The organism is Kitasatospora sp. NPDC088779, from assembly GCF_040685395.1.
GTDB lineage: Bacteria > Actinomycetota > Actinomycetes > Streptomycetales > Streptomycetaceae > Kitasatospora.
This window is the reverse complement of record NZ_JBFBHW010000067.1, coordinates 19,753-44,056: the sequence shown is the minus strand read 5'-3', so window position 1 is coordinate 44,056 and position 24,304 is coordinate 19,753. Positions and strand designations below refer to the sequence as shown.

Sequence of the window (24,304 nt, the reverse complement as noted above, 5' to 3'; positions counted from 1 at the left end):
CGCCCTCACCTCATCGACGGATGCCTCGCCACCACCGGCCTGATCATGGATGGCTGACCAGATCTCAGACCGACATCACGAATTCAACTTCAGTAGGCATCCCAGTCCTGGTCCCTGCTCAGAGTTCGTAGGGGTAGAGAGCGATCCTCTCGCGCTCGATATGGAGCTCGACCCAGGTGCCAATGGCGCCGTCGGGCATTGGACCGGCCAGATCCAGCAGGATCGCCGTGCCATCCACGTCCAACACGCCGACACCGTCTCCCGTGAGGTTCAGCCGTCCTCGCAGGACGACGCAGTCTCCACCGGGGCGGATATCGGGCCCTGCACCGACAGCCGACTTGGCGTTCCGCCCCCAGATGATGTCCTCATCGACCGTCCACTCCACGTGGTACTCGCCCGGCCCAGCGGTCGGATCCCCGCACCAGCGCACCGCAGTGCGACCGAAGGCCGTCTTGACCTGAGCCAGCACGGGGCTCCCCGGGAAACTCGCGATCTTCTCTACCTCGACCAGCACCGTCCGATCATGCAGCATCCACCCCGCCAGTGGAACCTGTGCTGTTCAGTCAGCGCCCGGCACAGGTTCGCCGGAACAGGTGCGCTTTTGAGGGGTGGATGTTGCTGGTCACCGCGATCGAGCGGCGTTCGTAGGCCGCGTCGATGATCCGGTAGAACGCCTCGGCGGCATCCTCGCCGACCGGTAGTAGGCCACTGCACGGCAATCAAGCGGTGCCGCCGTCCTCGGACAGGTTCCACCTGACCGAGCAGCAGATCGCACCATCGGTGCACTGGTGGCTGTGTCAGTGCCCCGTGCCACCGTGCCACCCATGATCAACAATCTTGAGGGCCTCGACCGCGTCGACTGGTCGTCCATGGGCCACGCCTACGGTCCGGCCGACGACGTCCCGTTGTGGCTGGAGCAGATGGCCTCGCCCGACCCCGACGTCCGGGAGGGCGCCTTCAGCAGCTTCTACGGCTCGGCCCACCACCAGGGCGACGTCTACTCGTGCACGGCGGCGAGCCTGCCGTTCCTGTTCGCGCTCGCCGACGATCCGCAGACGCCCGACCGCGCGGCCGTCATCCGCCTCGTGCTCAGCATCGGCAGCGCGGCGCTGGACTGCGACCCCGACGGCGTCTACTACAGCCCGTCCGGCCACGCGTCGACACCCCACGCGGACGTCGTGCCTCAGCTGCGAGAGCGCGCCGAGGACTTCGTCCGCCACGCGGCGGACCCGGACCCGCAGGTGCGGCGGGCCGCCGTCCCGGCCCTGGGACTGTTCCTCGACGACGCCGACCGCGCGTTCGCCCTGCTGCGCGACCGGCTGGCGGCCGAGAGCGGCACCGCGGAGCGGCTGCTGCTCATCAAGGCGTCCGCGACACTGGCCCAGCGGCTACCGGCCGCGTTCGGCCCGGTGACGACCTGGCTCACCGCCCTGGCGGGCGACCCAGCGCTGGACCCCGACATCCGACTCGCCGCCCTCGTCCACCAAGCAGCCAGCACACCGGAGTCAATCGGCGCCGGCCTCGTCCCGACAGCGACCGGCCTGCTCCAGCAGCTCACCCCCGAACCGGCACCGGAACCCGAGCCCGAGGACAAGGCCCGGCCGGCGCACTGCGGTCCCTGCGCCTGCGCGGACAACCCCACCACGCCGGCACCGGAGCACACCGTCCCCCCGCAGATCGCCGCCGCCTTCGCCGACCTCGACCGCCATGGCCGCGTCCACGCCCCCACCACCGAACTGCTGACCACCCTCCACCGGATCCTGGACGCGCGCCTGCCCGAACGCACCGCACTGCTCACCGCCCAACTCCGCAGCCCCGATGCAGCCACCCACTACGACGCCATCGCCATGACCTGGGACCTGATCAGCTCCTGGCGCGGCGACCACACCGGCCTCGTCCTCCTGCTCGCCGACTGCCTGCTCCCCAACGACCCGTACACCGCCGCCGAAGCCGCCGAAACCCTCGGCAAACTCCCCGCCGCCCTCGCCGAACCCGCACGCGAAGCCCTCGCCACCCTCGCCGAAACACACCGCACCACCCACGGCCAGAACGTCTGGGACACACCGCACCCGCTGCTGCGCCGGGCCCACCAGGAGGCGGTCACGGCACTGGCCCGCCTCGGTGACGAGCGGGCCCTGCCCGGCCTGCTGACGGCGCTCGACACCGGCACCGATGCCTGGCGCGCGGTGCAGGCCGCCGGCCACTTGCCCCAGGCCGCCGGGAAACTCCTGCCGAGGCTGACCCGGCGTCTGGCCGAGGCGGACTTCTCCCAGGACTGGTACCGGTCGGACGTCAGAGCGCTGGTCGCTGCCCTTCGCCGGCTCGGCGACCCGGCGGCCGTACCCGCGCTCACCACGGCCCTCACCACCGCCGCCAAGCAGAAGCAATGGCACACCGCCGCCGTGGCCCTCCACGCGCTCAGCTCCATCGGCAGCGCCGCCGCAACCGCGCTGGAGACGGTCCGGACGCTCACCGACACCGACGACCCGAACCTGCGCTTCGCGGCCGCCAAGGCCCTGTGGCACATCGAGAGCGACCCCGCCGAGGCCGTGCCGCTGCTGACCGCCCTGCTCGACACCGGCAAGGACAGCGACGCCGCCGACGTCCTCGGCCGGATCGGAGCGCCGGCAGCCGACGCACTGCCCCGCCTGCGGCAAATGCTCCAAGCCGGCCATGTGCTGACCCGCACGCACGCCGCCGCCGCGATCTACGACATCGGCGGCCCGGCCGAGGCCGAGGCCGTCCTGCCCGTACTGCTGGATGGGTGGGAGAAGAACGACTCGACGGGCAACCACGTACTGGAGTGCCTGCAGCGGATGGGCCCCGCTGCCGCGCCCGCCCTTCCCCGGATCCGCCTGGAACTTGCCCTGGCCCGCCGCAGTGGAGGCTTCTTCAAGAGCGTCGAAGACGACGAGGCACTGCAGCGCGCCAGCCGGGCCGTCATCAAGCACTTGACCTGAACGGATGAGGTGGCGGCGGTGCACCACGCTCTAGGGCTGGGGGAAGGCGTTCGGTTCGACGTCGGTGGTCTTGGCGTTGCCGTCAGCCGACTGCTGGAGGGCGATGGTCCAGGAGGTCGCGGCCCGGCCGGTCTCGAACGCCAACGTGTCGTCGAACTTGCTGTACTCGCAGTCCAGGGTGAAGCCCTTGGCCTCGGTGTCCCAGTCGGATCCGTAGGAGACGTACACCTCGTACGTCCCGTCCTCCACGCCCTCGATGTCGGCCTTCTGCCCCTTGGCGGCGAACACCGAGTGCACGGCCTTGCCGTTCAGCACGAGCGAGACCACCGCGTCCGTCGTGCCGCCGTTGTCGACCTCGAACGCGCCCTGCCCGTACGTCTTCCCGCCGCGGACCATGGTGCCGTTCTGCAGCGAGCGGAGCTGCTGCTTGGGCAGCTGCGGAACGGAGAGGCTCGCCGAGTAGCCTGCCGCCGCCAGTTTGGCGAGGGCCTTCGACGCGTCCGCCAACCCACGGGAGGCGCCGAGTTCGGCCTTGGCGGAGCTCAACGCACAGATCCTGCGGCGTTCCATGTGGCTGCGCAGCGTCGCGATGTCGTCGGCCAGCGAGCCGAGGGCGAACACCATCTGGTTCTTCGCCGTCGCCGCCCCTTCGTCGGCCGGTTCGTCGGCCTGGCCCAGCTTGTCACCGCCCAGGCCCGCGGCGCTGCCGAGCAGGACAAGCGCGGTCTCGAACTCGGTGAGGTTCTTGGCCTCGGAGGCCTTGCCGAGCCCCGCGCTGACGGAGTCGACCGCGTCGGTGAGGGCCTGGCGGTGCGCCGGCTTGCCGGACGTCGCTGCGCCGCCCCCGCCTGCCGTGCAGGCTGCCAGCACGAGCACGGTGCCAACAGCCAGGCCGGCCTTCCCCGCGAACCGCTCGGACACCACGGACTTCATAACCCCACACCCCGGTCTGTGCACACCCGCGCACCCACGCGGCGACACATGGTCCCGAGTACGAACGATCTCGTCAACCCAATACCCGGCGGCCACCCGGAAAGGGGCGCTCCCGGGCTCGCGGCAGCGAACAGCGGAGTCGACCAGCCCCGTACGGGTCGAGCGGACATCCCTGCTGTCGTCGTGCGGGCCGACGAGTTCGGGTCACCTCCGCGCGGCGGAGCACCGGTCCGCACCCGCGACGGATGTGCCGCGCGCAGCAGAGGGTCGAACCGGTTGAGCGCGTCGCTGCGGCTGCCTGGCGCACGGCCCGTCGGGCCGGACCGGGTGCCGGCCGGCGCGCCGCGGTGCGCGCCGCCCGGTCGCCGCGGGCCCTGCGTTCGACGACGGCCTGGCTGCTGGCGGCGGCCCTCGACGAGGTCGTGCGGGACCGAGGCCGTTGACGGCACCAAATGGGGCCGGCCGCCAGCAGCGGCCGGCCGGGTGCTACGCCTTGGGCTTGGAGCGGTCGTAGTTCCAGCCCGAATCCGCGGTGTCGATGCCGCCCCACGAGGAGTCGACGTCGAAGCCCCAGGTTGAGTCGAATCCCCCGACGGTGTCCGGCACCGCCACACCCCACACCGAGTCCCTGCGCGTACGAGCGGACATGGGCACCTCCCATTAGTCACATGATCGGGGCGCCCACTCTAGGCGAGCCGGCCTCGCAGGTCACTACCTGATCCCGAGGAATTCGGAGCGAGTGCGTCCGCTGGCTGGCTGATCCTCCAGCCGAAGTACGCCGACGGTTCAGGTCGGAGCCTGAAGCCTGTGCTCTCCGCGCAGCCGGCGGTGGGGACGGTCAGGGGCGGGCCGCGGGGACGGTCGTCTCGGGGCTGCGGCGTTGGGGAAGGGTGATGCCCTGGTCTTGGGCGGTCGGGCCCGGGCGGAGGGTCCATGGCACCTGGTCGGTGCTGGTGAGCCATCCGTTCGTCACCAGACGGTGCACGATGAAGAGGTTCACCTGGCGCAGGTCCGGGCGCGAGCCCAGACCTGCGCACAGCTGCCTGTACGACGGGCCGTGTCCGTGCTCGGCGCGGAAGGCCACGGTGAACTCCGCAGCCTGCCGCCCGCGGTCCGGGTGTGCGTCTTTCCACTGCTTGTACGCGATCTGGTTCCTGCCGCTCAAGGAAGGGCGCTGAGGCGGTCGGGGCGGGGGCGGCGTGAAGGCCATCGCGACCCGTTCCGGGCCCAGCGCGCACAGGGCGCAGTACTCGACGCTCTCCGCGTGCCGACGCAGGGCGGGTGTGGCCGTGTCCTTCCACTGTGTCCACGCGGCGGCGTCGAAGTCGAATCCCGGAATCGCGGTCGTGCCGGTGCCGGTGCCGGCTTCGGGGTCTGCCGCCTTCTCCTGGGCGGTGGGCGGGCGCATGCCCGCGAGGTGGCCTACCTGGGGGTCCAGGCGGTAGTGTCCGTCGGCGAGTTCGGCGAGGAAGCCCTTGGCCAGAAGGTCCGGCAGAGCGGCCCGGCAGGCTTCAGGAAGGTCGTGCGGGATCTGTCCGACGAGCGTGGAGGTGCTGTGTGCGGCGGCGAACAGGGCCGCCAGCCGGGCGGCCGGCGGGAGTTTGCGGACCGGCTTTGCCGACAAGGCCCGTGTGGTCCACCCGGATACGCGCGAGCGCACGGCTTTTCCGAACGGCAGGGGGTGGTCCGCCTCGCGGGCCAGATCCGGAACGGTGACCGGCGTCGCGGGCGCGACCGGGTCGCTGTTGAAGATCGTGTCGTCCATCAGCCAGCCCAGGCCGCGGAGGGCGTCGACCGCTTCGCGGGGATCACCCAGCCGCAGGGCGGACAGGTCAGTGCCGGTGAGGTTGCCGGTGCCGCCGCGTGCGGCCCGGATCGCCACCACGACGGCCAGGAGCTGCTGGCCGGGATCCGGCAGCGGCAGGGAGGCCACGTAGCTCAGCAGCGTGCGCGCCGCCTCGCCTTGCTGAGACGTCAGGAGGAAGGGCAGCGCCTGGGGTTTGCCGTCCGGAACGGCGGGGGCGTTGCTGGAGCTGGGGGTGGATGCGGGCTGTGGCACGCCTGCCCCAACGCGCCGCACCGGCTGAGGTTACTGCCCGGGTCTCATCTGGAGCAGCCCGCCGCCCGCCGGGCCGCCCGCGGCTGGACGACCGGACGGTGCTGAACGGGATCGTGTGGAAGTTCCGGACCGGGGTGGCCTGGCGGGACGTGCCGCCGCGGTACGGCTCCTGGGCCACCTTGCACACCCGGTTCCGACGTTGGGCCGAGGACGGGACATTCGATCGGATGCTGCGGGCCGCGCAGGCGAAGGCGGACGCGGCTGGCGACATCGACTGGCTCGTGTCGGTCGACTCGACCATCGTGCGGGCCCACCAGCACGCTGCGGGGGCGCGAAAAGGGGGACCCGAAACCAGGCGCTCGGCCGCTCCCGAGGCGGGCTGACCAGCAAACTCCATCTGGCCGTCGATGGACTCGGCAGACCGCTCGCCCTCGTCCTCACAGGCGGGAACACCAACGACTGCACCCAGTTCACCGCCGTCATGGACGAGATTCGGGTGCCCCGGGTTGGACCAGGACGGCCCCGGACCCGTCCCGAACACGTCCTCGGCGACAAGGGCTACAGCTCGAAGGCGATCCGCGCCTGGCTGCGGAAGCGCGGCATCAGCCACACCATCCCCGAGCGGGCCGACCAGATCGCCAATCGACTGCGGCGCGGCAGGCTCGGCGGTCGCCCACCGGCGTTCAATCGCCAGCTCTACAAGCACCGCAACGTCGTCGAACGCTGCTTCAACCGCCTGAAGCAGTGGCGAGGCCTGGCCACCAGGTTCGACAAGACCGCCGTGTCCTACCAAGCCGCCGCCACCCTCGCCTCACTCCTCATGTGGGCCTGACCTTTGACGACACTGCCTAGACCGTAGGCAGACGCAAGCCGCCCCGTTTTGCCCAACTCGGAGCGGGGCCGTGGGAAGCGCTGGAAGAGCTTCAGGCGAAGAGCTGAAACTGCTGCGCCCTGCCGCACTTGGAAGGCGGCAGGGCGCAGTGGGTGCCGACGGTCTGGAGAGACCGTCGCCGGGGCCCGGGCGGGGCGCGTGCCCGGGTTGACCCCCCTCGTGGCGGAACGGTACGCCTGCGAAATGCGAGGGTCCAGATGTATGTCTCGGACCTACTCCATGTACGGCGGGAACGTCCGGTCCAGGTGACTCGCTATCCACGGCTTGTCGGTCACCCTCGGCTCCAACTCCAGTCGCTCCACCAGCTTGTCCGGACGTACCACCAGCACACCGTTGCAACGCATGACCGGCATCGAACCGAACTTGACCCCGTGAATGACGACCATGGCTGACGGCTCGACGAGCATTTCGCCCTGGGACTTCCGCACCTCGGCCCGGACCGCGGTCACGATCTTCGACCAGTCGTAGTTGCCGTACCGCAGCCCTTCGCCGTCCGGCGAGAGCCGCAGAACCGCCCCGGGGATCGGCCGCCGGTTCTTCGAGTCGATCACGACGACCTGGCCGCGAGGGCCGATCGCGATGTGGTCAAGGTTCGCCGTCGAGCCCGGAATGCGCCGGTCATGGAGGATCGTCCACCCCCTTCGCTCCAGGACGGAAAGGATCCGTTCCGTCTCCTCCTCGCCGGCCGCGCCGTGATCCCAATTGTCGGCCTCCGCGAGTTCCTGCGGCGTCGGCGGCACCCTCACGGCCCGCCCGACAGATCCCGATGAGGCCTTTGACTTGGGCTTCAACCTGGGTACCTCCTCGACCACATACGTCTTCACGGCGATGAACACCGCAGCAGCCAGAACCAGGGCCACAACGTAGTGGATGAAAAACCCGAGCGACCCAATGGCCAACGCCAAGACGAAGGACTTCGCCACAGTCGGCCGCCGCGGCACCAACTCCGTGGCGGACGGCTTCGCGCGCGGTGGGGCAACCCACTTCGTCTTCCCTTCGCGCAGTTTGGCCGCTTCATGGCGGGCACTGGCTCCGGCGACGTTGGCGTACGTGCTGCGGTAAGCGCTCGTGGTCATGGCGGGCAGTCTGTCACCGGGAAGTGACAAATGGTCACTGAATTGCGGCGCCGTCGGGCAGAGGCCGACACCCCGGCGCGGCAGCATCGCGAGCCCGGGCCTCCTCGGGCTGCATCTGGCAGTCCACTGACAGGCCCTGCCGTGTCAGCCTGCGGCGGGAGGCGACCGCCCGCGACGGCGCGAGGAAGTCAGCCGCGCAAACCCCGCCACACTGGTTGCCGCAGCCGCCCCGCATCGGTCAGCTCAAGAAACTCCACCTCGGCGCGCAGCTCGGGGCGCACGAACCGCACCTCGGTACCCCGCGGCAACCCCAGCCCCGCACCGCCACTGGTAAACGGCGACACCGAGACTTCAAAGCGCCGCAACACGGCCGCCAATGCCCGTCCCTCCGGCCCCGCCATACCGCTGCTCACGGAGCCGACGAACACCAGTCGGCCGCCAACCTCAACTGGGACACCGGCAAGGACGGCGCGCACCGAGGCGCTGCCCGGGCCGCCGGGAAGCCACCCGCCGATCACGACGTCTGCCGTTCGCAGGTGCTTGATCTTTACCCAGTCCCGCGAACGGGCGCCGGGCCGGTACGGAGAGTCCGTCCGCTTGGCGACGACATCCTCCAACGAATGTTCCCGCGTCCATCCGTACGCCTCACTGACCGAGTCCCACGCGGGTGGCACCCGAAAGCCCGGCTGCTCTAGTTCCAAGCCCTCCAGGAGCTCACGCCGCCGCGCGTACGGTTCTGCCAGGAGGGACCGATCTCCGCGGTGCAGCAGGTCGAACGCCACGAACAGCGCGGGCGCAGTCGCCGCGCCAGCCTGCCCGGCGGCAGGGCGAGTCCGGTGGATCCGGCCCTGCAGGGCCGCAAACGACGGGAGATTACCCCGCATGACCACCAGCTCGCCATCAACGATCAACGGCCCGCGGACCTCGGTCAGGGCACCTGCCACCTCCGGGAACCGCGCTGAGAAGTCCGCTCCGTTCCGGCCGAGCAACCGCACCGGCGCGGCCTCAGGGATATAGGCGACGCACCGCGCACCGTCCCACTTCACTTCCCCCGTCCACCCGGATCCGGACGGCAGCGGGCCGGCCGTCGCGAGCATCGGCTCGATGTGCGGCAGCCTTACCTGTGAGGATCCTCGGTGGCCCATGCCTCCCAGGGTGCAGCCGGCCGAGCCGCGGCGGAGCTGGATGCGGCCGGTCGGCCGACAGCCGTGGCCCGCTTCGTGCGCCGCCTCGGATCTCCCGGCGAGGGCAGACAGGCTGCAAATCGAACCGATGTCCGACTAGCCTGTCTTTATGACCGCGCTCCACCCCACCTGGTGCGACTCCGCCTACTGCGACGTCCCCGATGAGCAGGCCAGCCTCGGTGCCCGTGGCGGCGCTCACCGTTCCAAGCTCGTCCCGCTCAACCTGGAGACCGAGGCCTGCGGCGAGCAGGGCTGGGTCTACGCCGGCCTCTCCCAGTCCGCGAAGCCCAGGGCCGGTGTGTTCCTCAAATGGATCATCAACGGGCAGCCCGTCGGCCACATCCCCATCAACGACGCCGAGCCCCTCGCCTGGCTCATCGCCGACGCCCTCGCCAACCAGCGCGGCGACGACCCGCCCGTCGAACACGTGAAAGCGCCCGGCCAGTAGGCCAGGCGCAGCGGTCTCCCTCTCTCCCGGGGGCGGAGCCTGGCCCCTTTGTGGGTGTGTGGTCAGTCGTTGACGCGCTCGCCGGGGTGGTCCTGGACGAGCCTGCCCAGGGCGGGGGCCATCCCGGCCGCGTACTCGTCGGTGCCGCAGCCGGAGCAGGTGACGAAGCAGCGCTCGGCCTGGTCCGCCTCGACGCGGGCGATGCCGCCGTTGTGCTCGTCGAACTGGTTGCTGACGATCTCGCGCATGGGTTCCTCCGCGGTGTGGTGTGGGTGGCGGGTCAGAAGGTGGCGAGCGCGAGCGCGGCCGGGGGGTTTCGGCGGCGGCGATGCGGGCCTCGGCCTGGGCGGCGCGTACCGTCTCGGCTTGCGACGACTCCAGCACCCTGGCGCAGTCGGCAGCATGTCTGCGCAGTGCCTCGTCCACGATGGTCCGAGCCCCGTGGCCGGTTCGCATCCCCCACTGGGCGAGCAGGTTCAGCAGCATCGACCGGGCGTCCTGGCCGACGTGGCCGCGATGGGACGCTCTGATGGCGACCCCATGCCACATCTGGGAGTCGTCGCGGTGGCTGTTGGCCCGACAACGGGCTGACTGCCAGGCGGTGCGGTAGCGGTCCGCGCGGGCTCGGGTGGCGGTGAGTTCGTCGGTCAGCTCGGCGACTTGTCGGGGGCGCTTGCCGAGTTCGTCCTCGGCGGCAAGTTGCTGCTCGCGGGTGCTGGGGATCATGCGACGCTCCTGGTGGCGATGGGGTGGACGACGGCAATCTCGCTGGGGTCGAGTTGCTCGGTGGCGATGCCGAGGGCGACAGCGTGGGCCCGGTCGACGGCGTCGAGCTTGCGGTAGATGCGGTAGATGTGCGTGTTGATGGTGTTCCGGGAGACGTACAGGTGGCGGTCGGCCGGTAGGGGCTTGCTGCGGGGATCAGGCTGCGCCCGGTGGTGCTGCGCAGGATGCGGTCCACCTCGAACGGCGGAACCTGGGCCAGCTCGGCGAGGTCGTCGCGGTTCAGGGCGCCGTGCGCGGCGGCGAGCAGCCCCAGGACGGTACGGCCGAGTTCGCTGTGCAGCAGGTGCTGGATGTCCCTGGTCGCCGCTTCCTCGATCCCTCGTGCTCCCGCCCAGGGTTCGAGGCGGCGGATGGCCGCCGCCTCGCGCAGGGGATGGTCGGTGGGGACATCGTCGGGCAGGGGCGGGTTCGGGCGTCCGGTGACCAAGACCCGCATGCCGGCGGGCGGGTTCTTCGGCAGCAGGGCCGCAATGGAGGCGCCGCCGGGGCGGGCCCCCGCGTCCTCGTCCAGGGCATCGACGACCAGGATCAGCCGCCTCCCTCGGTCGCGGCATGCCTGCCCCGCCTGCTCCATGAGGGCGAACAGCTCCTCCGCGCCGCCGGCCCGACCGGCCGGACGGCCGGCGAGGCCGCACAACTGCTTCCACAGGTCCTTGTGGAAGGCTTCGCGGTTGTTGTTCTGCAGGACCTCGCTGATGAAGTACGCGACGAAATCCACGCCCCTCGGCCGTGTTCGGGTGACCAGATGGGCCATCAGGGCGCTCTTGCCCGTCCACGGCCCGGCCTGCCACCACGCGTACGACGACCCCGTCCCCTGCGGGGCGGTGCAGAACGCCTCAAGCTCGCGCAGCTCCTCGCCGCGGCCGCTCAGAAGGGCGGGCGAGACGTACGCCGCAAGCGCCGTACGGGCCCGCGCGACATGCTCACCGCTTGTGCCGTGCGCCGTGCCCGCGGCGGTGGTGGGCAAGGCCGGGTTCGGCGGGCGGCCGCCGCGCTGCCGGCCGGACTCACGCTGGGCGGCTTCCACCAGCTCCTTGAGACGACCGAGCGCCACCACGGCGGTGCGGCCCCGTTCTTGGGCCCTGACGTCCAGGATCTCGGCGAGTCTCAGCACCGCCCGGGTATCGCTCGGGCTGCGCCTGCCCTTGAACCATTCCCCCAACGCCGAGGTTCCGACCTCGAAGCCGCTCGCCTTGAGGCGGCCGCTCAGGCTCGCCAGGCCCGGCTGGTCGGCCGCCTCCCGAAGAACCGACAACTGCCGGCCCAGCTCACGCCGGGCCGCGTCCCAGCCGTCCACCCTCACCCTCCCCGGAGGCCGGAGACCCTCCTCAAAAACCCTCCAGAAAACCCCCAACTAGGCCCCCGATCTGGCCTTTTGCAGGAGACCGCCGGGCCAGGGAGATCGCAGGAAACCCCCCGGAACGGCGACGCTACACCACAGATCCGGCGGCGCGCACCGGCGCAGCCCCAACCCAGGAGGTCCCCATGCTGAACCTGCCCGTGCTGCTCCACGACGGCGAGCAGCTCGCCTCCCTTACCGCCGCCGCAGGGGCGCTGTGCGTGCTCCTGGTGGTGGCGGTAGCGGTCCTCTCCCGCAACCCTCGGCGGCGCCGCGACGCGCGGGAGACGCTGGCGATCCTGCTGCGCCGCAGGGACCGGTGAACCTCGACCTCCCACGTGCCGGGCGCAGGCCACCGAGCCTGCGTCAGGGGTGCTGGGGCGGGTCACCCGCGGGTGCTGCCGGCGCGCCGCGGGGCTTATCCGACGAGTCGCCAGAGGCGGCCGCGGATCCTGGCCTTCTCGTCGTTCATCTCGGCGACCTTGTTCCACGCGGTGGCGGACTGCTTGCCCCGGCGGATCCAGTACCAGTGCTCGTTGATCCAGTCCCGGTGGGTGATCGACCACAAGGCCCAGGCCAGGTTCTCTCGCAGGAGCTTGATGAGCTTGCGGCCGTCGGCAATGCGTTCGCGGGCATCGATGTGCTGCAGGGGACCGAGGTACTGGCAGGCGGTAAACAGCTCTTCGTCGGTCAAGACGGTCTCGGCGGGGATCTCCCCGCCGGCCCTCAGCCTCTCCGCGATGTCGCGTACCTGGACGGGTGAGGGGAGGACGGCCGCGGGGAAGCGGGACAGCGAGAACGAGTGCGCGTCGATGTGGGTGGGATGCAGGATCCGGCCGAAGCGGAAGCGCTCCCGCCACTGGTCGGCCTCCACCTGGCGCTGCTGCCCGGTGAGTTCAGCAAGGGCCTGTTCGTCGAGCGGCCCGCCTCCGCCACGGTTCGCACCGAGGGCGCCGCGGGCGCTCGACCCCCAGGCCAGGGTGCGCTCGGTGAGCATGTGCTGCCACAGCCGGGCGACCAGCAGGGCGTCCTCGCGCGGGTCGGCGTCATGCCGGTTGGGCGATCCCAGATCACCCAAGCCGGGGATCCACTGCGGGTAGCGCGTCTTGGAGGTCTCGCCGAGGTTGGCGGTGGCCAACGCGGAGAGGTTGCAGCCGCCAGGGTACTGCTTGCCGCGAAGGCGGTGGGCGAGGGCGAGGGTGTCCACGGTGCGGGCGAGCAGCCGGTCCGGGACGTCGGTGACCATCACCGCCGAGCGCAGGTCGCTGGTCAGGATCCCGTGCCCGACCACGAGCCGGGCCGGCCGCACCGCCTCGATCCAGGCGCTGGCCGGCCGTGTGCCCTCGATCAGCTCGTCACCGGTGAAGTTCAGCTGCTCTCCGTCCCATTCGGCGTGGACCAGGCCGGCGCGGCCGATGACCCAGCCCTCGGGCCCCACGGGGGCCACTCCCTTGCCGTGCGCCCGGGAGCCGCGCTCGTAGTCGACATCCGTGAAGACCACGTGGACGGGCCGTCCTCGGCGCAGTCCCTCGGCGCGCTCCCTGCGCAGTCGCGCCGCCTTACCCATCACCACTTCTCGTGTCGCCGTGACTACTCAGAGGATTGTGGCGGGACGGACTGACACACCGGGCTCCGCCTCCGGAGAGCCTTGCCTCAGTGCGGCTGCGGAACGGCCGGAGTCACGCTGCGGCGAGGTCCTCCTCCTCGTCGATCGCGTCGTACAGGCGGGTGCCGTGGGCCCACCGTTTGAGGACCTTGCGGCCGACGAGGACCAGGTCGTGGCGGGCGGCGAACGCCCTGGCGTCCGCTGTGAAGCCGTTGAGCCCAACCATGACGGGTACGTCCGCGCCGTGTTCGGGCCGGGCGGTGCCGTTGAACGTCTGGACGTCGCGCGAGCCGACCGGCCGGGCGTAGTGCTTGACCTGGACGACCACCTTGCGGCCCTGGTGGTCCCAGGCGATGACGTCCGCGCCGAGGTCACCGGTACGCCCGGAGTGCTCGACCTGGGCGAAGCCGTCCCGGGCGAGCATGGCGGCACAGGCCTTCTCGAAGTCGGTCGGGTGCATCTCGTCCAGGTGCCGCATCCGGTAGGTCGGGGCGCCCGGCTCCTCCCATTCCTCCTCGTCGAAGTCCTCGTCCGCGTAGTGGCCGTACCCGCGCGGGGCGAAGAGGAGCAGTCTGATCAGGAGGACGGCGGCCAGCGCGAACGGGGCGGCGATGAGGGCCGACCACCAGGGGTGGCCGGTAATCCAGCCCCAGACGTCCACGCTGACCCAGTGCCAGGCCGTGGTGGAAAGCCACTGCCAGAGCACCTTCGCGGCGGCCACGGCCAGGACCGCCCCGGCGAGGAACTTCAGCAGCGGATCGAACGTGCCGTTGTCGCGCACGGCCGCCCTCCTTGTCGAATCGGTGTGGTGGAAGGATCACGCCGCCGGACGGCCGAGTCCTCGCCTGGACGCGCGGGCCGGCAGCCGCAGCAGGTCGTGCAGAGCGACGCCGTTCTCCGCCCACAGGCGCAGCCGGTCCCGGTCGACCCAGTGCACGGCGTGCTTGTCGCCCCATGCCTTGGCGTCGCGGGTGAAGGACCCGTTGGTGACCACGACCGCGATGTCGGCGCCGTGCGCGGGGCCGGCGGTTCCCTTGACCTGGTACATCACCTGGGAGCCGACCTTCGCGCCGACCTTGGTGTGCTTGGCCTGCAGCACGATCCGGCCCAGCGCGGTGTGCTGGCCGATCACGTCGGCGGCCTGGTCGCCCTGCTGGCCGGCCTTCCGCGCGCTCCAGCCGTCCCGCACCGGCAGATCCCGCAGCGCGAACTCGAACTCCTGGTCGCCGAGGCCGTCGATCCCGGCCAGGCTCAGCCGCAGGGCGGCCAGCCGCTCCGCGCGGGCCCGGCCCGCGGCACGGCGCCGCACCCACCACACCGCCGCGCCGGCGATGGCCACGCCCGAGAGGCCGGCGAGAACGGGCCAGTGCCTCGCGGCGGCCCGGGCACCAGCCTCGGCCGCCTGGAAGAACACGACGGCCGCCGCAAGGGCGACGGCGCCAGCCGCGGCGACCTCGGTGGCCCCCCGGGGCCGACGCCACCGGCGCCGCCTGCGGACCATCAGTGCGCCGCGGGGGCGGAGGCGGCAGGCGCGGGCGTGCTCGGCGTGGCCGTGGCACTGTCGCCGAAGCCGATGAAGTGCCCCCACAGCCACACCAGCGCGCAGATCCCGGCGATCGTCCAACCGCTCATCTTCTTCACGCTCGGCCGCGGGTTGCGGCGGATGTGGCGGCGCACGACGTGGTATCCCTCGGGTACCGGCATGGGACTGTCCCCTCCCGTCGGCGGACCGCACCGCACGGCCCGTCTGGCCATTGATGTACCAGCAGCTCACGACAAGGACTGACGGATCATCAGCAGATTGTCGCGGGTAGGAGCGTGTTCCAGACAAGCCGGGCCACCCGAGAGTGACCGGCGGCGCCCGCCCCCAGCATCGGCCCTGACCATGCGTAATCGACCGATCTCGCAGCGCGAGTACACCGGGGTGCCACTAGCGGAGGCCCCCGCGCGCGTCGGCGCGGGGGCCGTGGCCTGCGAGGACATGCCGTCCGGCGCCTGCGGGAGTCCTGGTCATGAAGATGGCGAGAAGCGGCGGCGTACGCCGGTGGCGCAGGGCGGGTTGCCGGCAGCGTCGCGCTCGGTCTGCGGCTTCAGCCCGGCGAGTTGGCTCCGTCGTCCTCGGGCTGCTGCTGGTGCTCCCACAGCAGCGAGTACTGCGGGTGGTCGGTGTAGCGGGCCGCCACCGAGCGGACCACGTCACAGGGGAACGGCTGGCGGCACGGCTCGCACTCGATGCGGTGGTAGCACGTCAGCACGGTCAGGTCGCGGGGCTGGAGGAGGGGATGGGAGCCGTCGTGGAACCTGATGCCGAGGCGGATCGCGTCGGCCTTCCGTTTCTCCAGCAGCCGACCGCAGGACCGGTGCGGACTCCACCAGCGCTCCCACGGCACGCGGTGGTCACCGATCTCGGCGGTGAGCGGACCCCACCCCTCCCACAGCTCGGGTCCGGCGCCCGGCGCCGGCCGGGGCCTGCCGGCCAGGCGCTCCTCCACCCAGCGATGCAGGAAGTCGGCGGTGAACCACGCGTCGGCCATGGCCTTGTTGTGGCGCGGGTGCTCGGTGACGATCGCGAACGCCTCCGCCGCCTCGGCCTCCGCCCGGCTGTCGAACCACTCGATCACCGTGTCCGCGACCTCGGGCCACCACTCCTTCGGCTTGTCCCGGCCGTTGCCGTAGCGGTGCCCCTTGAAGCGCGACTTCGGATTCGTGGTGATGCCCACGTACAGCAGGTTCCCCGAGGCGTCGAACAGCCGGTACAGCGCGGTGCGCTTGGCGCTGACCTGCTTCCACCGGAGGCGGTTCGCGGCCACTCGGCGCCGGATCTCGGGGTACTCCTCATCGGGCACCAGGCTGATGCGCCGGGTCCGTGCCGGGTCCGCCACGGACGCTGGCTCACCCTCCCCGGGTTCCAGATCCACCTGGGGCACGGCCGGTCCTCCCAGGGAGTGTTGCAGCCGCCGCCAGAGCCGGCGGGCACCCAGCATCCCTGCGCCGAAGAGCTTTCGAGGGGTCACCTCGTGAGCCTACGAGGGACGGCGCACCGGGGTCGACGATCCATTGGATCGCCCGGTCCCGGGCCCGCCCGCGTAGGTGGGGGGGCTTCCCCATGCCCGTTCCGTCAGCCGGCCGGGTCGGCCAGGAGCGACGGTGTGCGGATCGACCGCCTCGAGCGGGGCGTAAGTGGTGTACGGGGTGTCGGGGCACTGTCCGCGGTCGGTGGGCTGGAGAACGAAGATCCGGCGGTCGAAGCGGCCGGAGTCGCGTGTGGCGGTGGCGGCCGGGTCGAGGTCGGCGTAGCCGACGAGGCGCCCTGTGCCGTGGTATGGGGGCCGGCCGCGGCGGCGCTTGGTGATGTAGAGGCTCTCGCGGACGTAGGGCAGGTCGTCGACGGGTTCGAGCCAGACGATGTCGGTCTCCGCAGCGACCTGGGCCGGGAGCAGCCGGGTGGGCGGTGTCGTCGTCTCGTTCGGTCCCTGATCGGTCCCTGTGTCCCCGCGACGGCTGTTTTCGCAGGTCAAACCTGGTGCTGGGTGGGCGTCAGGGACGGTGAGGGACTGTTCTCCGCAGTTGTCGGGCGCTGGCGTGGCGGGCGTGTTCAGTGCGGGGGATACATTCCGGGTGTCGGTCTCTGTCGGTCCCTGCGGGTGGGGGTTCATGGGCTGTGACCTGGCCTTTCTCGGGGAGGGACTGTCGGCTTGGGCGTGGGGCTCGCGGGTCAGGACGGTCCCTGGAGGGCGGCGGGCGGGGTGGTCAGGGCGATGCCCTTGAAGATCTTCCGGCCGTTGGAGGTGGGCAGGCTGGTGCCGGCAGGGTGGTGGATGGCGAGGCGGACCTTCGCGCCGAACTGCCTCACATCGATAGGGTCGACGCCTTCGTCGGCGCACCACGCCTCGTAGGCCAGGCGCAGGGTGCGCTGTTCGGTGCGCAGCGCGGCGGGGTCGCCGAGCTTGCAGCAGTCGTCGATGAAGCGGCCGAAGGTGTCCTCGGAGCGGGCGTAGTCGCGGGTGGCGGCGGTCACGGAGTCGGAGTTCTTGAGGTGCGGGTCGTCGCCGTTGAGGTACTTCAGGGTGCCCTGGATGATCCAGTGCAGGATGCCGGGTCCTTCGGCGTCGACGAGGAGGAGGTCGAGGTCGGCGATGACCGTGCTGACGGTCTGCTCGAAGGGGATCAGGCGCAGGCGGCGCCAGAACCCGCCTCCACCGGCGCGGACTTCGGGCTTGTGGTTGCCGAGCAGCCACAGGGTGTGGGTGGGCCAGAACGAGAAGAAGTCCTGGCGGACCTTGCGGGCCTTGAGCCGGTCGGAGCCGGTGAGCAGGGTCATGCGGGCCTGGTCGAAGCGGGCGCCGGGGTTGAGCTCGCTGCACACGATCAGGCGCCGCCCCTGCAGGTCGGCGAGTTCGGTGGGGTGGTCGGAGTAGGGCTTGGCCATCAGGAAGTCGTGCGGTGCGGTGTCGGCGTAGTCGCCGAGCAGGCGCTGCATCACCCCGGCCAGCACACTCTTCCCGTTGCCGCCCGGCCCGTGCAGGAACGGCAGGATCTGCGCGGAGACCAGGCCGGTGATGCTGTAGCCCATGACCCGCTGCATGTACTCGGCGAGGTCCGCCCCCTGCCGGCCGGGGCCGAAGGTGTCGGCGAGAAACCGGTCCCACATCGGCGTCGCCATCGCCCGGGGCGCCACATGCGCGCACCGCGTGTGGTACTGCCCGGGGTCCGGAGCCAGCAGCGCGCCGGTGCGAAGATCCACCACCCCTCCGGGCGTGCACAGCGCGTACGGGTCCGCGTCCAACTGGTCGGCCGCCAGGTGGAAGCCGGGCATCTTCTTCGCCACCCGCAGCAGCGACTGGTTGCCCTGGTCGTTCAGGGTCCGGTTGATGTGCCGGCGCAGCTGCTGGGCGGTGAAACGCTCCTGGGGATCGCGGGTGGCGAGGTTCTCGCCGAGCTCGAACGCCGCCTCCGCCACCGCCCGCGCCTCCAGGTCGATCGCCCACCGGTGACCGGCCCACCGGTACCAGCCGATCCCCGGCACGTACCGGAAGTCCGCACCGTACACGCGCAGGAACAGCGTCGCGTTGCCGCGGTCGGTCAGCGAGCACGGCACCAAGGGCTCCACCGCGGCCGGCGGCTGTGCCGTGCGGGCATCGGGGCCGGCGGTGCGGCTGGCCGGCAACGCCGGGACGCGCCCGGTGTCGGTTGTCGTCATCGTGCGTCTTTCGGGTTCAAGGGCCGGCGCGCTCCCGCGGCCAGACCGGATCGGATGATGCCCAGCGCCTGCGCGGTGCGCGCGGGCCGGGCGAACACAGCGGCGTCCAGCAGCGCCTGGTGCGCCGCGTGTTCGGGTATGAGGCCGGCGCCGACCAGCCCGCCGAGGGTGTAGGCGGCGCGGTTCAACGCGGCCGACCAGCCAGCGCCTTCCGGGACGCGGGCGCAGTCGGTGACCGCGGCCAGGGCCGTCGCCCGCGTCCGCTCCACCCACCCCACAGCTCCCCCCGCAATGGGTCTCGGAGCTGCGGCGGCCCGCGCCCGGTTCGGCACCGGCCGATCCACCGCCCCCTGCACCCGGTGCGGAAGGAGGTGCCCGGTCCGGGCCAACTCGCCCGCCAACCAGGCCGGCAGCAACAAAATCTCGCGCACCGGCCCCACCACCTCGTACACCCCAGCCGCCGTCCACGTCCCCGGCGCCACGATGTAGCCACCCTGGGCCCGCACGTCCACCTGCCACCCGAGAGCCGGCCCCGCATGGTCACCCCCCACCGAACTACGCCACCGAGTGCGAGCCGGACCCCGGAACCACAGATGCAGACCCCCGGACGGGCTGCGCACCGTCAAAGTCGTGGCTCCAGTCGTGGGGTCGCCCTGCCCGCACAACGCGGCCAGCAGACGCAGCCCGTCCACCCCGTCCCGCACCCCGTCGACCTGGCCCGGTGCCAGTGCCCGGCCGGGCAGCACCCGGTCCACCGACGGTACGGGGCAACCGTGGCGATCCGCGTCCACGACCACTAGGCCCGCCGGCCCGGTCGCCACCCCGACCCCCCGGCCCGGCACCGCCCACCACCGCTGTACCAACAACGGATCAAGCGTCGCGGCGTGGAACCCGTGACACCACCCACCTCGACGCAGACACCCGCACTCCTGCGGATCGTGCGGCAAGTAGCCCGGACTTCGCCGGCTGCACCGCCCACAGCTGCGCAGCGGGGTCTTACGCCCCGGTGCCAGCGGAAACACCGGCATCCCGCAGGCCGCGAACCCCAGCGCCACCGACAACCCGTTCTCGTCGCTCACTCGCCAACCACCCATCCCGGCCCAGCAAGGCCGAGACCGGGCACCGGCCGAACCGCACCGCTCTCCGGTGCCGGGCATCGCCGATCGGCCACGCCGCACCCGGCAACCCAACCCGTCGGATACGCCATCAGCTGGCCGCCTCCCCACCTTGGACTGTCTCGCTGCAGACGGTCGAACGGGAGTCGGGCCCGCGGCCGTCCAGAGCCGGCCCTCCGCTAGCCACCCCTGCGCGGGCCCACCGGACGAGGGCCACGGAGCCCACGCCGCCGCTCGATCCAGGCACGTAGCAGGCCACACGGCCCTGCCGCCCAGTCCGTCGGGAGTCCACACCGGCAATTCCCGTCATCACCGGCCGCCACTGATCAACAGCTCTGAATCGCTCGCTCCACCGAAGAACAGCGGCGCTGCATACCCGAACCACTCCTGGGAAACGTGCTGGTCCTGCTGCGGGAGGTGCTTCCACGGCAGACCACGAGGATCCGGACACACCGGGCCGCGGTGCCAGGTCCAGCAACCGATGACGGAGCACTTCGTGAGGCCGGCACAAGCAGGGCACAGCGTGTCCCCCAGCCGCCGCACCGGCTTGCCGCAGAAGCCGTCCTTGCCGATGCACTCGGCATCCCCCGGGATTGCCTCACGGATCGCCAACCGGTTCTCCACCGAATCGGCCTGCCGCGCCCGGTCTGCCTTCTCGCGGGCCACCTCCTTGCGCCTCTCGGCCCAGTGGAGGTCACCGGCCTCGGCCTCCTCAGGATGCGCGTCCCGCCACTCCTTCAGCTTCGCTCGGCGGCTCTCCTCGCGCAGGAAGAAGCACCGTTCGCACCGCTCACCGGTCTCCCAGATTTCGCCGTGCTCGCACTCGGCCTTCTCGCATCCCCACCGCTGGACCGCAGACAGCAGCCAGCCGTTGGGGTTGCGGGGATTGAACCCCACTCCGGCGTACCGGGACTGCAGCCGCTGCCGGATCCGCTCAGGACTGATCGCGAGCTTGAACTGGGAGCCGATCTCCCGGGCGACCTGGCGCTGCACGTAGACGCTCACGCGCCCAGTGGCCAGCAGCGAACGAACTGGCTCGAGGACGAACGCGATCTGCGGCGAGACCGTCAGCTCCGGGCCGGAGTACCGCTCCTGAACCTTCCGCGACGACGACTTGGATGCCCCGTCCGCGCGGAGCGCGAGAACCCCCGCACCTGCCAGTGGAGAGTTATCCACAACCGCGTCGCTACCTACCTCCTCTACGAGTGACTGGGCATCAAGTTGCACATCACGCGGCATTTGTAGGTCAGGGTCCTGGTCTTCCGATACGCGAGGGAGGTCCGCCAGCGGCTCGCACCCGAGGTCCGCTGATGCCTCGGCCTCAACTCCCGCCCCGGAAGCGGGCACCATGTTGTCCACAGGCTCAGCAACCTCAACCAGAGGCGTTCGCCGTGGCACCACCAGGTGGCGGCCCTGATGGCCAGCCCGACGCTGCACCTCGAGCCAACCCCAGCGCTCGAGGTCATCAACCAGCCGGCTCGCGGCGAACCCGCTGATCGACTCGCCCTTCCGCCGGCCCGACTCATGCCGGATCCCCGACGCCAGATCAGCCAGCGAGAAGGGAATGCGACGGTAGTGCGCGTACGCCACCAACATGTACGCCCGCACATGACGAGCCGACACCGCGCCCAGCAGCGCCACCGGCACCGGCACCCGGAAGTCACCCCGCTCGAACCCCGAGAAGACCCGCGCAGCACTCGTGCCACGACCGCCCCGCAACGTCCTCCGCCGGACCGAAACCAACTCGGCCTCCCGCGCCTCCTTCTGTGCCGCGTACAAGGCACTCGGGGCCTTCTCCACCAGCTCCCCAGTCCGCGCATCGACGCCGATCCGGTTCTTCAACCCCAGCCACCGAGCCATCGTGGTCAACTCCGCAACGCACTCCCCCTGCTGGTTACGCGCCAGTTGGATCACCTTGGCGACGTACACCACCGTCAGGTCCCGGAACTCGCCTGCGATCAGCGAGTACGGCACGTCGACGACCGTCTTGCGCAGCCCCTCAGGCATGCCCTCGTCAGTCCCGCGACACGATGAAGGAACCCGACGCAGATCACGCAGGAGGCTCGCCTTCTCCTCGGAAAGGCGCAGGTCAGCGGGCATAGCCATCATCACCTCACCCCCAGGAGCGACGGTGACGAGGTGAATGGCATCGACTGTGAACTGCGGCAGTGCGCCGCCAGTCGCGGGCGCATCTTCGGCAGCAGATTTTGGAGGAGCTCAGCTAGCCGGCCGGGCTTGGTGACCTTGACGCCAGGTGGAGCCCAACGCGCTCGGCACAGCCGCTCAAAGAACTGAGGCAGCGTGTGGCCGGCGCAGCGCAAACGGCTGCGGGTCATGTGCTTGTACTGAAGGGCGTGTGCTCGAAATCCGCTTGCTCGCCGCTGAGTTGGAGGCAGCGAAGGAGTGGGGTAGGACGGGGAAGAGGGGCTACCTGAGGGGAGATCGGCAGAGCGGGCATCTGTTTCAGGCAACACTGATCCGCCCCATGGACTAGTACTGATGGTCTACTCCAGGGCTGGAAGTGCCGAGAGTGAATAGCGCCGCCAGGCCCGAACAAGAAAGGCAAATCGGGCAGCAGGGCGGTGCTGTAAGCGGTTAGGGCTGTCGCATGGAGCAAGAAACAGCCGTGTTGCTGCGAAGCAGCCTGGCGTGGCGGCAGCAGCTCAGACCGAGAAACGCGGCGTGTGAGCACGTCGGGTGAGACGGACTCTGGGCGCCGACGTTGTGCAACCAGCTGTACGGGACCTGCGACAGTTACGGACTGTGACCACTTCCGTGCGCGCCTATGGCTACTAAGCGGTCAGCGGCTGAGCGAGACACAGATAGCCGAGGCTCCACCTCGTGGAGACAACTCGGCTGGGGGCTCTGGTAACCTCGGTTTCGGCGAGTAAGGCTACGAGCCTGCACGAGACGGCGCCCACCCTGTTTGCGGCAGTTGGTGGGTGCCGTTTCCTTTTACGCCGCTATGCGCATCTCACCCTCATTCTCTGGTCCTGCGAGACGTCGCTGCAGATCGTCGTTCCAAGCGCCGACTGGCAGGACGTGGAAGGGCTCATGCGAGAGGGCATCGTCCTCGCAGAACTCAAGCAGCTGGTAGTCATGCGTGATGAGCCTGGCTCCCGTGGGGTGAACGATGAGTCGAGACCGCACCGGTAGTGGCTCAGCCGTTACCCTAAGTAGTCGTTCGGCCACTATGGCAAGAGCTTCGTAGTCACGCCGGATCGCAGCGACTGTGCGTTCGTCCTGCTGCGAGTCGCGGTTCGTGGATCGAGTCGAGCCAAGTGCGTGCGCGATCCGGGCGAGGACCACATCGTGAGGCCGGAGCTGGCCGGCTTCGGGTAGTAGTCCGATGCGCGCCATGTTCTTCAGCGTGCCTGGGCTCACTCCCGACCACTCCGAGACCGTGCGCTGGGAGACAGTCCCGTCCGAGCGCACCGGTGAGCGGCGTGCCAACTGATCCTCCGTTCTTGCTTCCTCGGTCTACCGTCTTGCGGGCGTGGCAAAGCCGAGCGATGCCGTGTGTGCAAGACCGTCATGCATCTTCTGGAGAGGATCATACGACCCTCGCGCAGATGAGATGTGACCACCTAACTTGGCGCGTCGCTTCCTCGTCAACCACATTGGCATCGACACGCCGGGAGAAATCTACTGCTCGCCACCCGCTTGCAGAAGAAGTGCAGGTCAGGTGGCTATCTTTCGCACTGACGGTGCAAGTGTCGGTCGTGGCCCCTGCGTGTGGTGACTGGATGCAAAGCGTCGGGACGGTCAGCCAGCCACAGGGCTGTGATCCGGAAACTGCACGAGGGTCGAGCAGATTCCCTTCGGCGGACTGCCTATGGTGTGGCACCGTCGGATGTCCTGGGCCTGAGCCGTTGAGAACTGGGTTGCCCTGAGACTCAAGGTTTAGGGTGCAGAAACGCGTTGAGGCGGCCTCCAATCGGAGACCGCCTCAACGCGTAGAAGCCGGTTAAGTAGCGCTTGGGGCGCCGAGCTCGCTCAAGTATGCCTCGATGATCACGTTGATCATGTAGCCGTGAAGGCCATTCGCCTTCGCGAGGGTTAGTTCATCGAGCATGTCATCGAGCCAGTCGTTGTTGGCAACGGTGATGGTGTAGTGATTCGGATCCTCGAACGGGTCATCCTCGCCCAGCCAGCGTTCACGGAAGGCATCCGCCTGCGCGATCAAGGTGGCCACATCGGCTGTACGACCGTACGTCAGGGCAGCGTCGACGTAGTGGCTGGCCTTGAGGTCCCTGATGCCCAGCAGTCGCTTGTCGGTCAGCATCTGTCGGGTGAGAGCGTCCGCGACCTCAGTGTTGAGCCGCATGTTCCGCTTGGTGCGGCTCGTCTTGCCCGGCACCGCGGACTTGGCGATTCGGTAGCTGCTTGCCAGGAGGAGGTACCCGTTGGGCAATCCATGCACCTTCTTCGCCAGTGCCGGGGGAAGGGCGTTCGGTGCCGGGGCCTCAAGGGGAGCGCTCGTGATCTTGAACGTCGGTGTAGCCGGACCGGTCGGTGAAGCGGTCACCGCAGGCAAAGCGGTGGCGACCGGCGCGGCCGGGGCCGGCGCGGGAGCGGGGTCGTTCTCCTGTACCGGGGCCGGCGCGGGAGCGGTGGCGACCGGCGCGGCCGGGGCCGGCGCGGGAGCGGGGTCGTTCTCCTGTACCGGGGCCGGCGCGGGAGCGGTGGCGACCGGCGCGGCCGGG

At 70.4% G+C, this 24,304-nt stretch carries 20 protein-coding genes and 3 pseudogenes; 4 read left to right on the top strand and 19 right to left on the bottom strand.

From position 1 onward, the window contains the following. Nucleotides 1-118: 118 nt before the first annotated feature. Nucleotides 119-514, bottom strand: coding sequence for a hypothetical protein (locus AB0P03_RS36995; protein WP_363633070.1), 396 nt, complete (start codon nt 512-514; stop codon nt 119-121). Between the two features lie 88 nt (nt 515-602). Next, a pseudogene (locus tag AB0P03_RS36990) lies at nt 603-707 on the bottom strand (ATP-binding protein); the annotation flags it as partial. Nucleotides 708-824: 117 nt separating this feature from the next. Here AB0P03_RS36990 and AB0P03_RS36985 point away from each other — a divergent pair. Continuing rightward, complete coding sequence (locus AB0P03_RS36985) at nt 825-2,960, top strand: HEAT repeat domain-containing protein (RefSeq protein ID WP_363633069.1); 2,136 nt, start codon at nt 825-827, stop codon at nt 2,958-2,960. Nucleotides 2,961-2,990: 30 nt separating this feature from the next. On the opposite strand, the gene AB0P03_RS36980 is transcribed toward AB0P03_RS36985, so the two are convergent. The 3 genes from AB0P03_RS36980 to AB0P03_RS36970 form a co-directional block, all read right to left on the bottom strand. After that, the gene (locus AB0P03_RS36980; protein ID WP_363633068.1) at nt 2,991-3,893 is read right to left on the bottom strand and encodes a hypothetical protein; all 903 of its coding nucleotides are present in this window, start codon (nt 3,891-3,893) and stop codon (nt 2,991-2,993) included. 486 nt (nt 3,894-4,379) lie between these two features. Further along, nucleotides 4,380-4,541 carry a hypothetical protein gene (locus AB0P03_RS36975; protein ID WP_363633066.1) on the bottom strand — a complete coding sequence of 54 codons (162 nt, stop codon included), beginning with the start codon at nt 4,539-4,541 and terminating at the stop codon, nt 4,380-4,382. Nucleotides 4,542-4,731: 190 nt separating this feature from the next. After that, nucleotides 4,732-5,952, bottom strand: a complete 1,221-nt coding sequence (locus tag AB0P03_RS36970; protein ID WP_363633065.1) for a hypothetical protein — start codon at nt 5,950-5,952, stop codon at nt 4,732-4,734. 71 nt (nt 5,953-6,023) lie between these two features. On the opposite strand from AB0P03_RS36970, the pseudogene AB0P03_RS36965 reads away from it, so the two are divergent. Beyond that, nucleotides 6,024-6,784 (top strand): annotated as a pseudogene (locus AB0P03_RS36965) (IS5 family transposase); the annotation flags it as partial. Between the two features lie 272 nt (nt 6,785-7,056). Here the strand turns inward: AB0P03_RS36965 and AB0P03_RS36960 are convergent. Further along, entirely contained in the window at nt 7,057-7,920 is an 864-nt protein-coding gene (locus AB0P03_RS36960) for a nuclease-related domain-containing protein (RefSeq protein WP_363633064.1), read from the bottom strand. A gap of 188 nt (nt 7,921-8,108) precedes the next feature. Beyond that, the gene (locus AB0P03_RS36955; RefSeq protein WP_363633062.1) at nt 8,109-9,017 is read right to left on the bottom strand and encodes an ATP-dependent DNA ligase; all 909 of its coding nucleotides are present in this window, start codon (nt 9,015-9,017) and stop codon (nt 8,109-8,111) included. 196 nt (nt 9,018-9,213) lie between these two features. On the opposite strand from AB0P03_RS36955, the gene AB0P03_RS36950 reads away from it, so the two are divergent. Further along, nucleotides 9,214-9,552 (top strand): hypothetical protein, encoded by a 339-nt coding sequence (locus tag AB0P03_RS36950; RefSeq protein ID WP_363633060.1) that lies wholly within the window; start codon nt 9,214-9,216, stop codon nt 9,550-9,552. A gap of 62 nt (nt 9,553-9,614) precedes the next feature. On the opposite strand, the gene AB0P03_RS36945 is transcribed toward AB0P03_RS36950, so the two are convergent. Together AB0P03_RS36945 and AB0P03_RS36940 are read right to left on the bottom strand one after the other, a co-directional pair. Beyond that, nucleotides 9,615-9,800: a hypothetical protein gene (locus AB0P03_RS36945; RefSeq protein ID WP_363633059.1), complete on the bottom strand. Its 186-nt coding sequence runs from the start codon at nt 9,798-9,800 to the stop codon at nt 9,615-9,617. A 32-nt stretch (nt 9,801-9,832) separates the two neighbouring features. Next, nucleotides 9,833-11,635, bottom strand: a complete 1,803-nt coding sequence (locus AB0P03_RS36940) for a hypothetical protein (RefSeq protein ID WP_363633057.1) — start codon at nt 11,633-11,635, stop codon at nt 9,833-9,835. Nucleotides 11,636-11,823: 188 nt separating this feature from the next. On the opposite strand from AB0P03_RS36940, the gene AB0P03_RS36935 reads away from it, so the two are divergent. Further along, nucleotides 11,824-12,000, top strand: a complete 177-nt coding sequence (locus AB0P03_RS36935) for a hypothetical protein (RefSeq protein WP_363633055.1) — start codon at nt 11,824-11,826, stop codon at nt 11,998-12,000. Nucleotides 12,001-12,095: 95 nt separating this feature from the next. Here the strand turns inward: AB0P03_RS36935 and AB0P03_RS36930 are convergent, their stop codons facing one another. The 10 genes and pseudogenes from AB0P03_RS36930 to AB0P03_RS36885 all read right to left on the bottom strand — a co-directional run. Next, entirely contained in the window at nt 12,096-13,244 is a 1,149-nt protein-coding gene (locus AB0P03_RS36930; RefSeq protein WP_363633053.1) for a hypothetical protein, read from the bottom strand. Nucleotides 13,245-13,356: 112 nt separating this feature from the next. Then, nucleotides 13,357-14,064 (bottom strand): restriction endonuclease, encoded by a 708-nt coding sequence (locus AB0P03_RS36925; protein WP_363633052.1) that lies wholly within the window; start codon nt 14,062-14,064, stop codon nt 13,357-13,359. Between the two features lie 36 nt (nt 14,065-14,100). Next, nucleotides 14,101-14,784, bottom strand: a complete 684-nt coding sequence (locus tag AB0P03_RS36920; protein WP_363633050.1) for a restriction endonuclease — start codon at nt 14,782-14,784, stop codon at nt 14,101-14,103. Then, nucleotides 14,784-14,987, bottom strand: a complete 204-nt coding sequence (locus tag AB0P03_RS36915; RefSeq protein WP_363633049.1) for a hypothetical protein — start codon at nt 14,985-14,987, stop codon at nt 14,784-14,786. The genes AB0P03_RS36920 and AB0P03_RS36915 overlap by 1 nt, the downstream gene beginning before the upstream one ends. A gap of 386 nt (nt 14,988-15,373) precedes the next feature. Beyond that, nucleotides 15,374-16,129: a GIY-YIG nuclease family protein gene (locus tag AB0P03_RS36910; RefSeq protein ID WP_363633047.1), complete on the bottom strand. Its 756-nt coding sequence runs from the start codon at nt 16,127-16,129 to the stop codon at nt 15,374-15,376. Nucleotides 16,130-16,306: 177 nt separating this feature from the next. Continuing rightward, entirely contained in the window at nt 16,307-16,801 is a 495-nt protein-coding gene (locus AB0P03_RS36905) for a DUF6009 family protein (protein WP_363633045.1), read from the bottom strand. Between the two features lie 197 nt (nt 16,802-16,998). Next, nucleotides 16,999-18,483 (bottom strand): phage/plasmid primase, P4 family, encoded by a 1,485-nt coding sequence (locus tag AB0P03_RS36900; RefSeq protein ID WP_363633044.1) that lies wholly within the window; start codon nt 18,481-18,483, stop codon nt 16,999-17,001. Further along, entirely contained in the window at nt 18,480-19,577 is a 1,098-nt protein-coding gene (locus tag AB0P03_RS36895; protein WP_363633042.1) for a bifunctional DNA primase/polymerase, read from the bottom strand. Before AB0P03_RS36895 ends, AB0P03_RS36900 begins: the two co-directional genes overlap by 4 nt. 330 nt (nt 19,578-19,907) lie before the next feature. After that, the gene (locus AB0P03_RS36890) at nt 19,908-21,698 is read right to left on the bottom strand and encodes a hypothetical protein (RefSeq protein ID WP_363633040.1); all 1,791 of its coding nucleotides are present in this window, start codon (nt 21,696-21,698) and stop codon (nt 19,908-19,910) included. Nucleotides 21,699-23,565: 1,867 nt separating this feature from the next. Beyond that, nucleotides 23,566-24,304, bottom strand: a pseudogene (locus AB0P03_RS36885) (hypothetical protein); the annotation flags it as partial.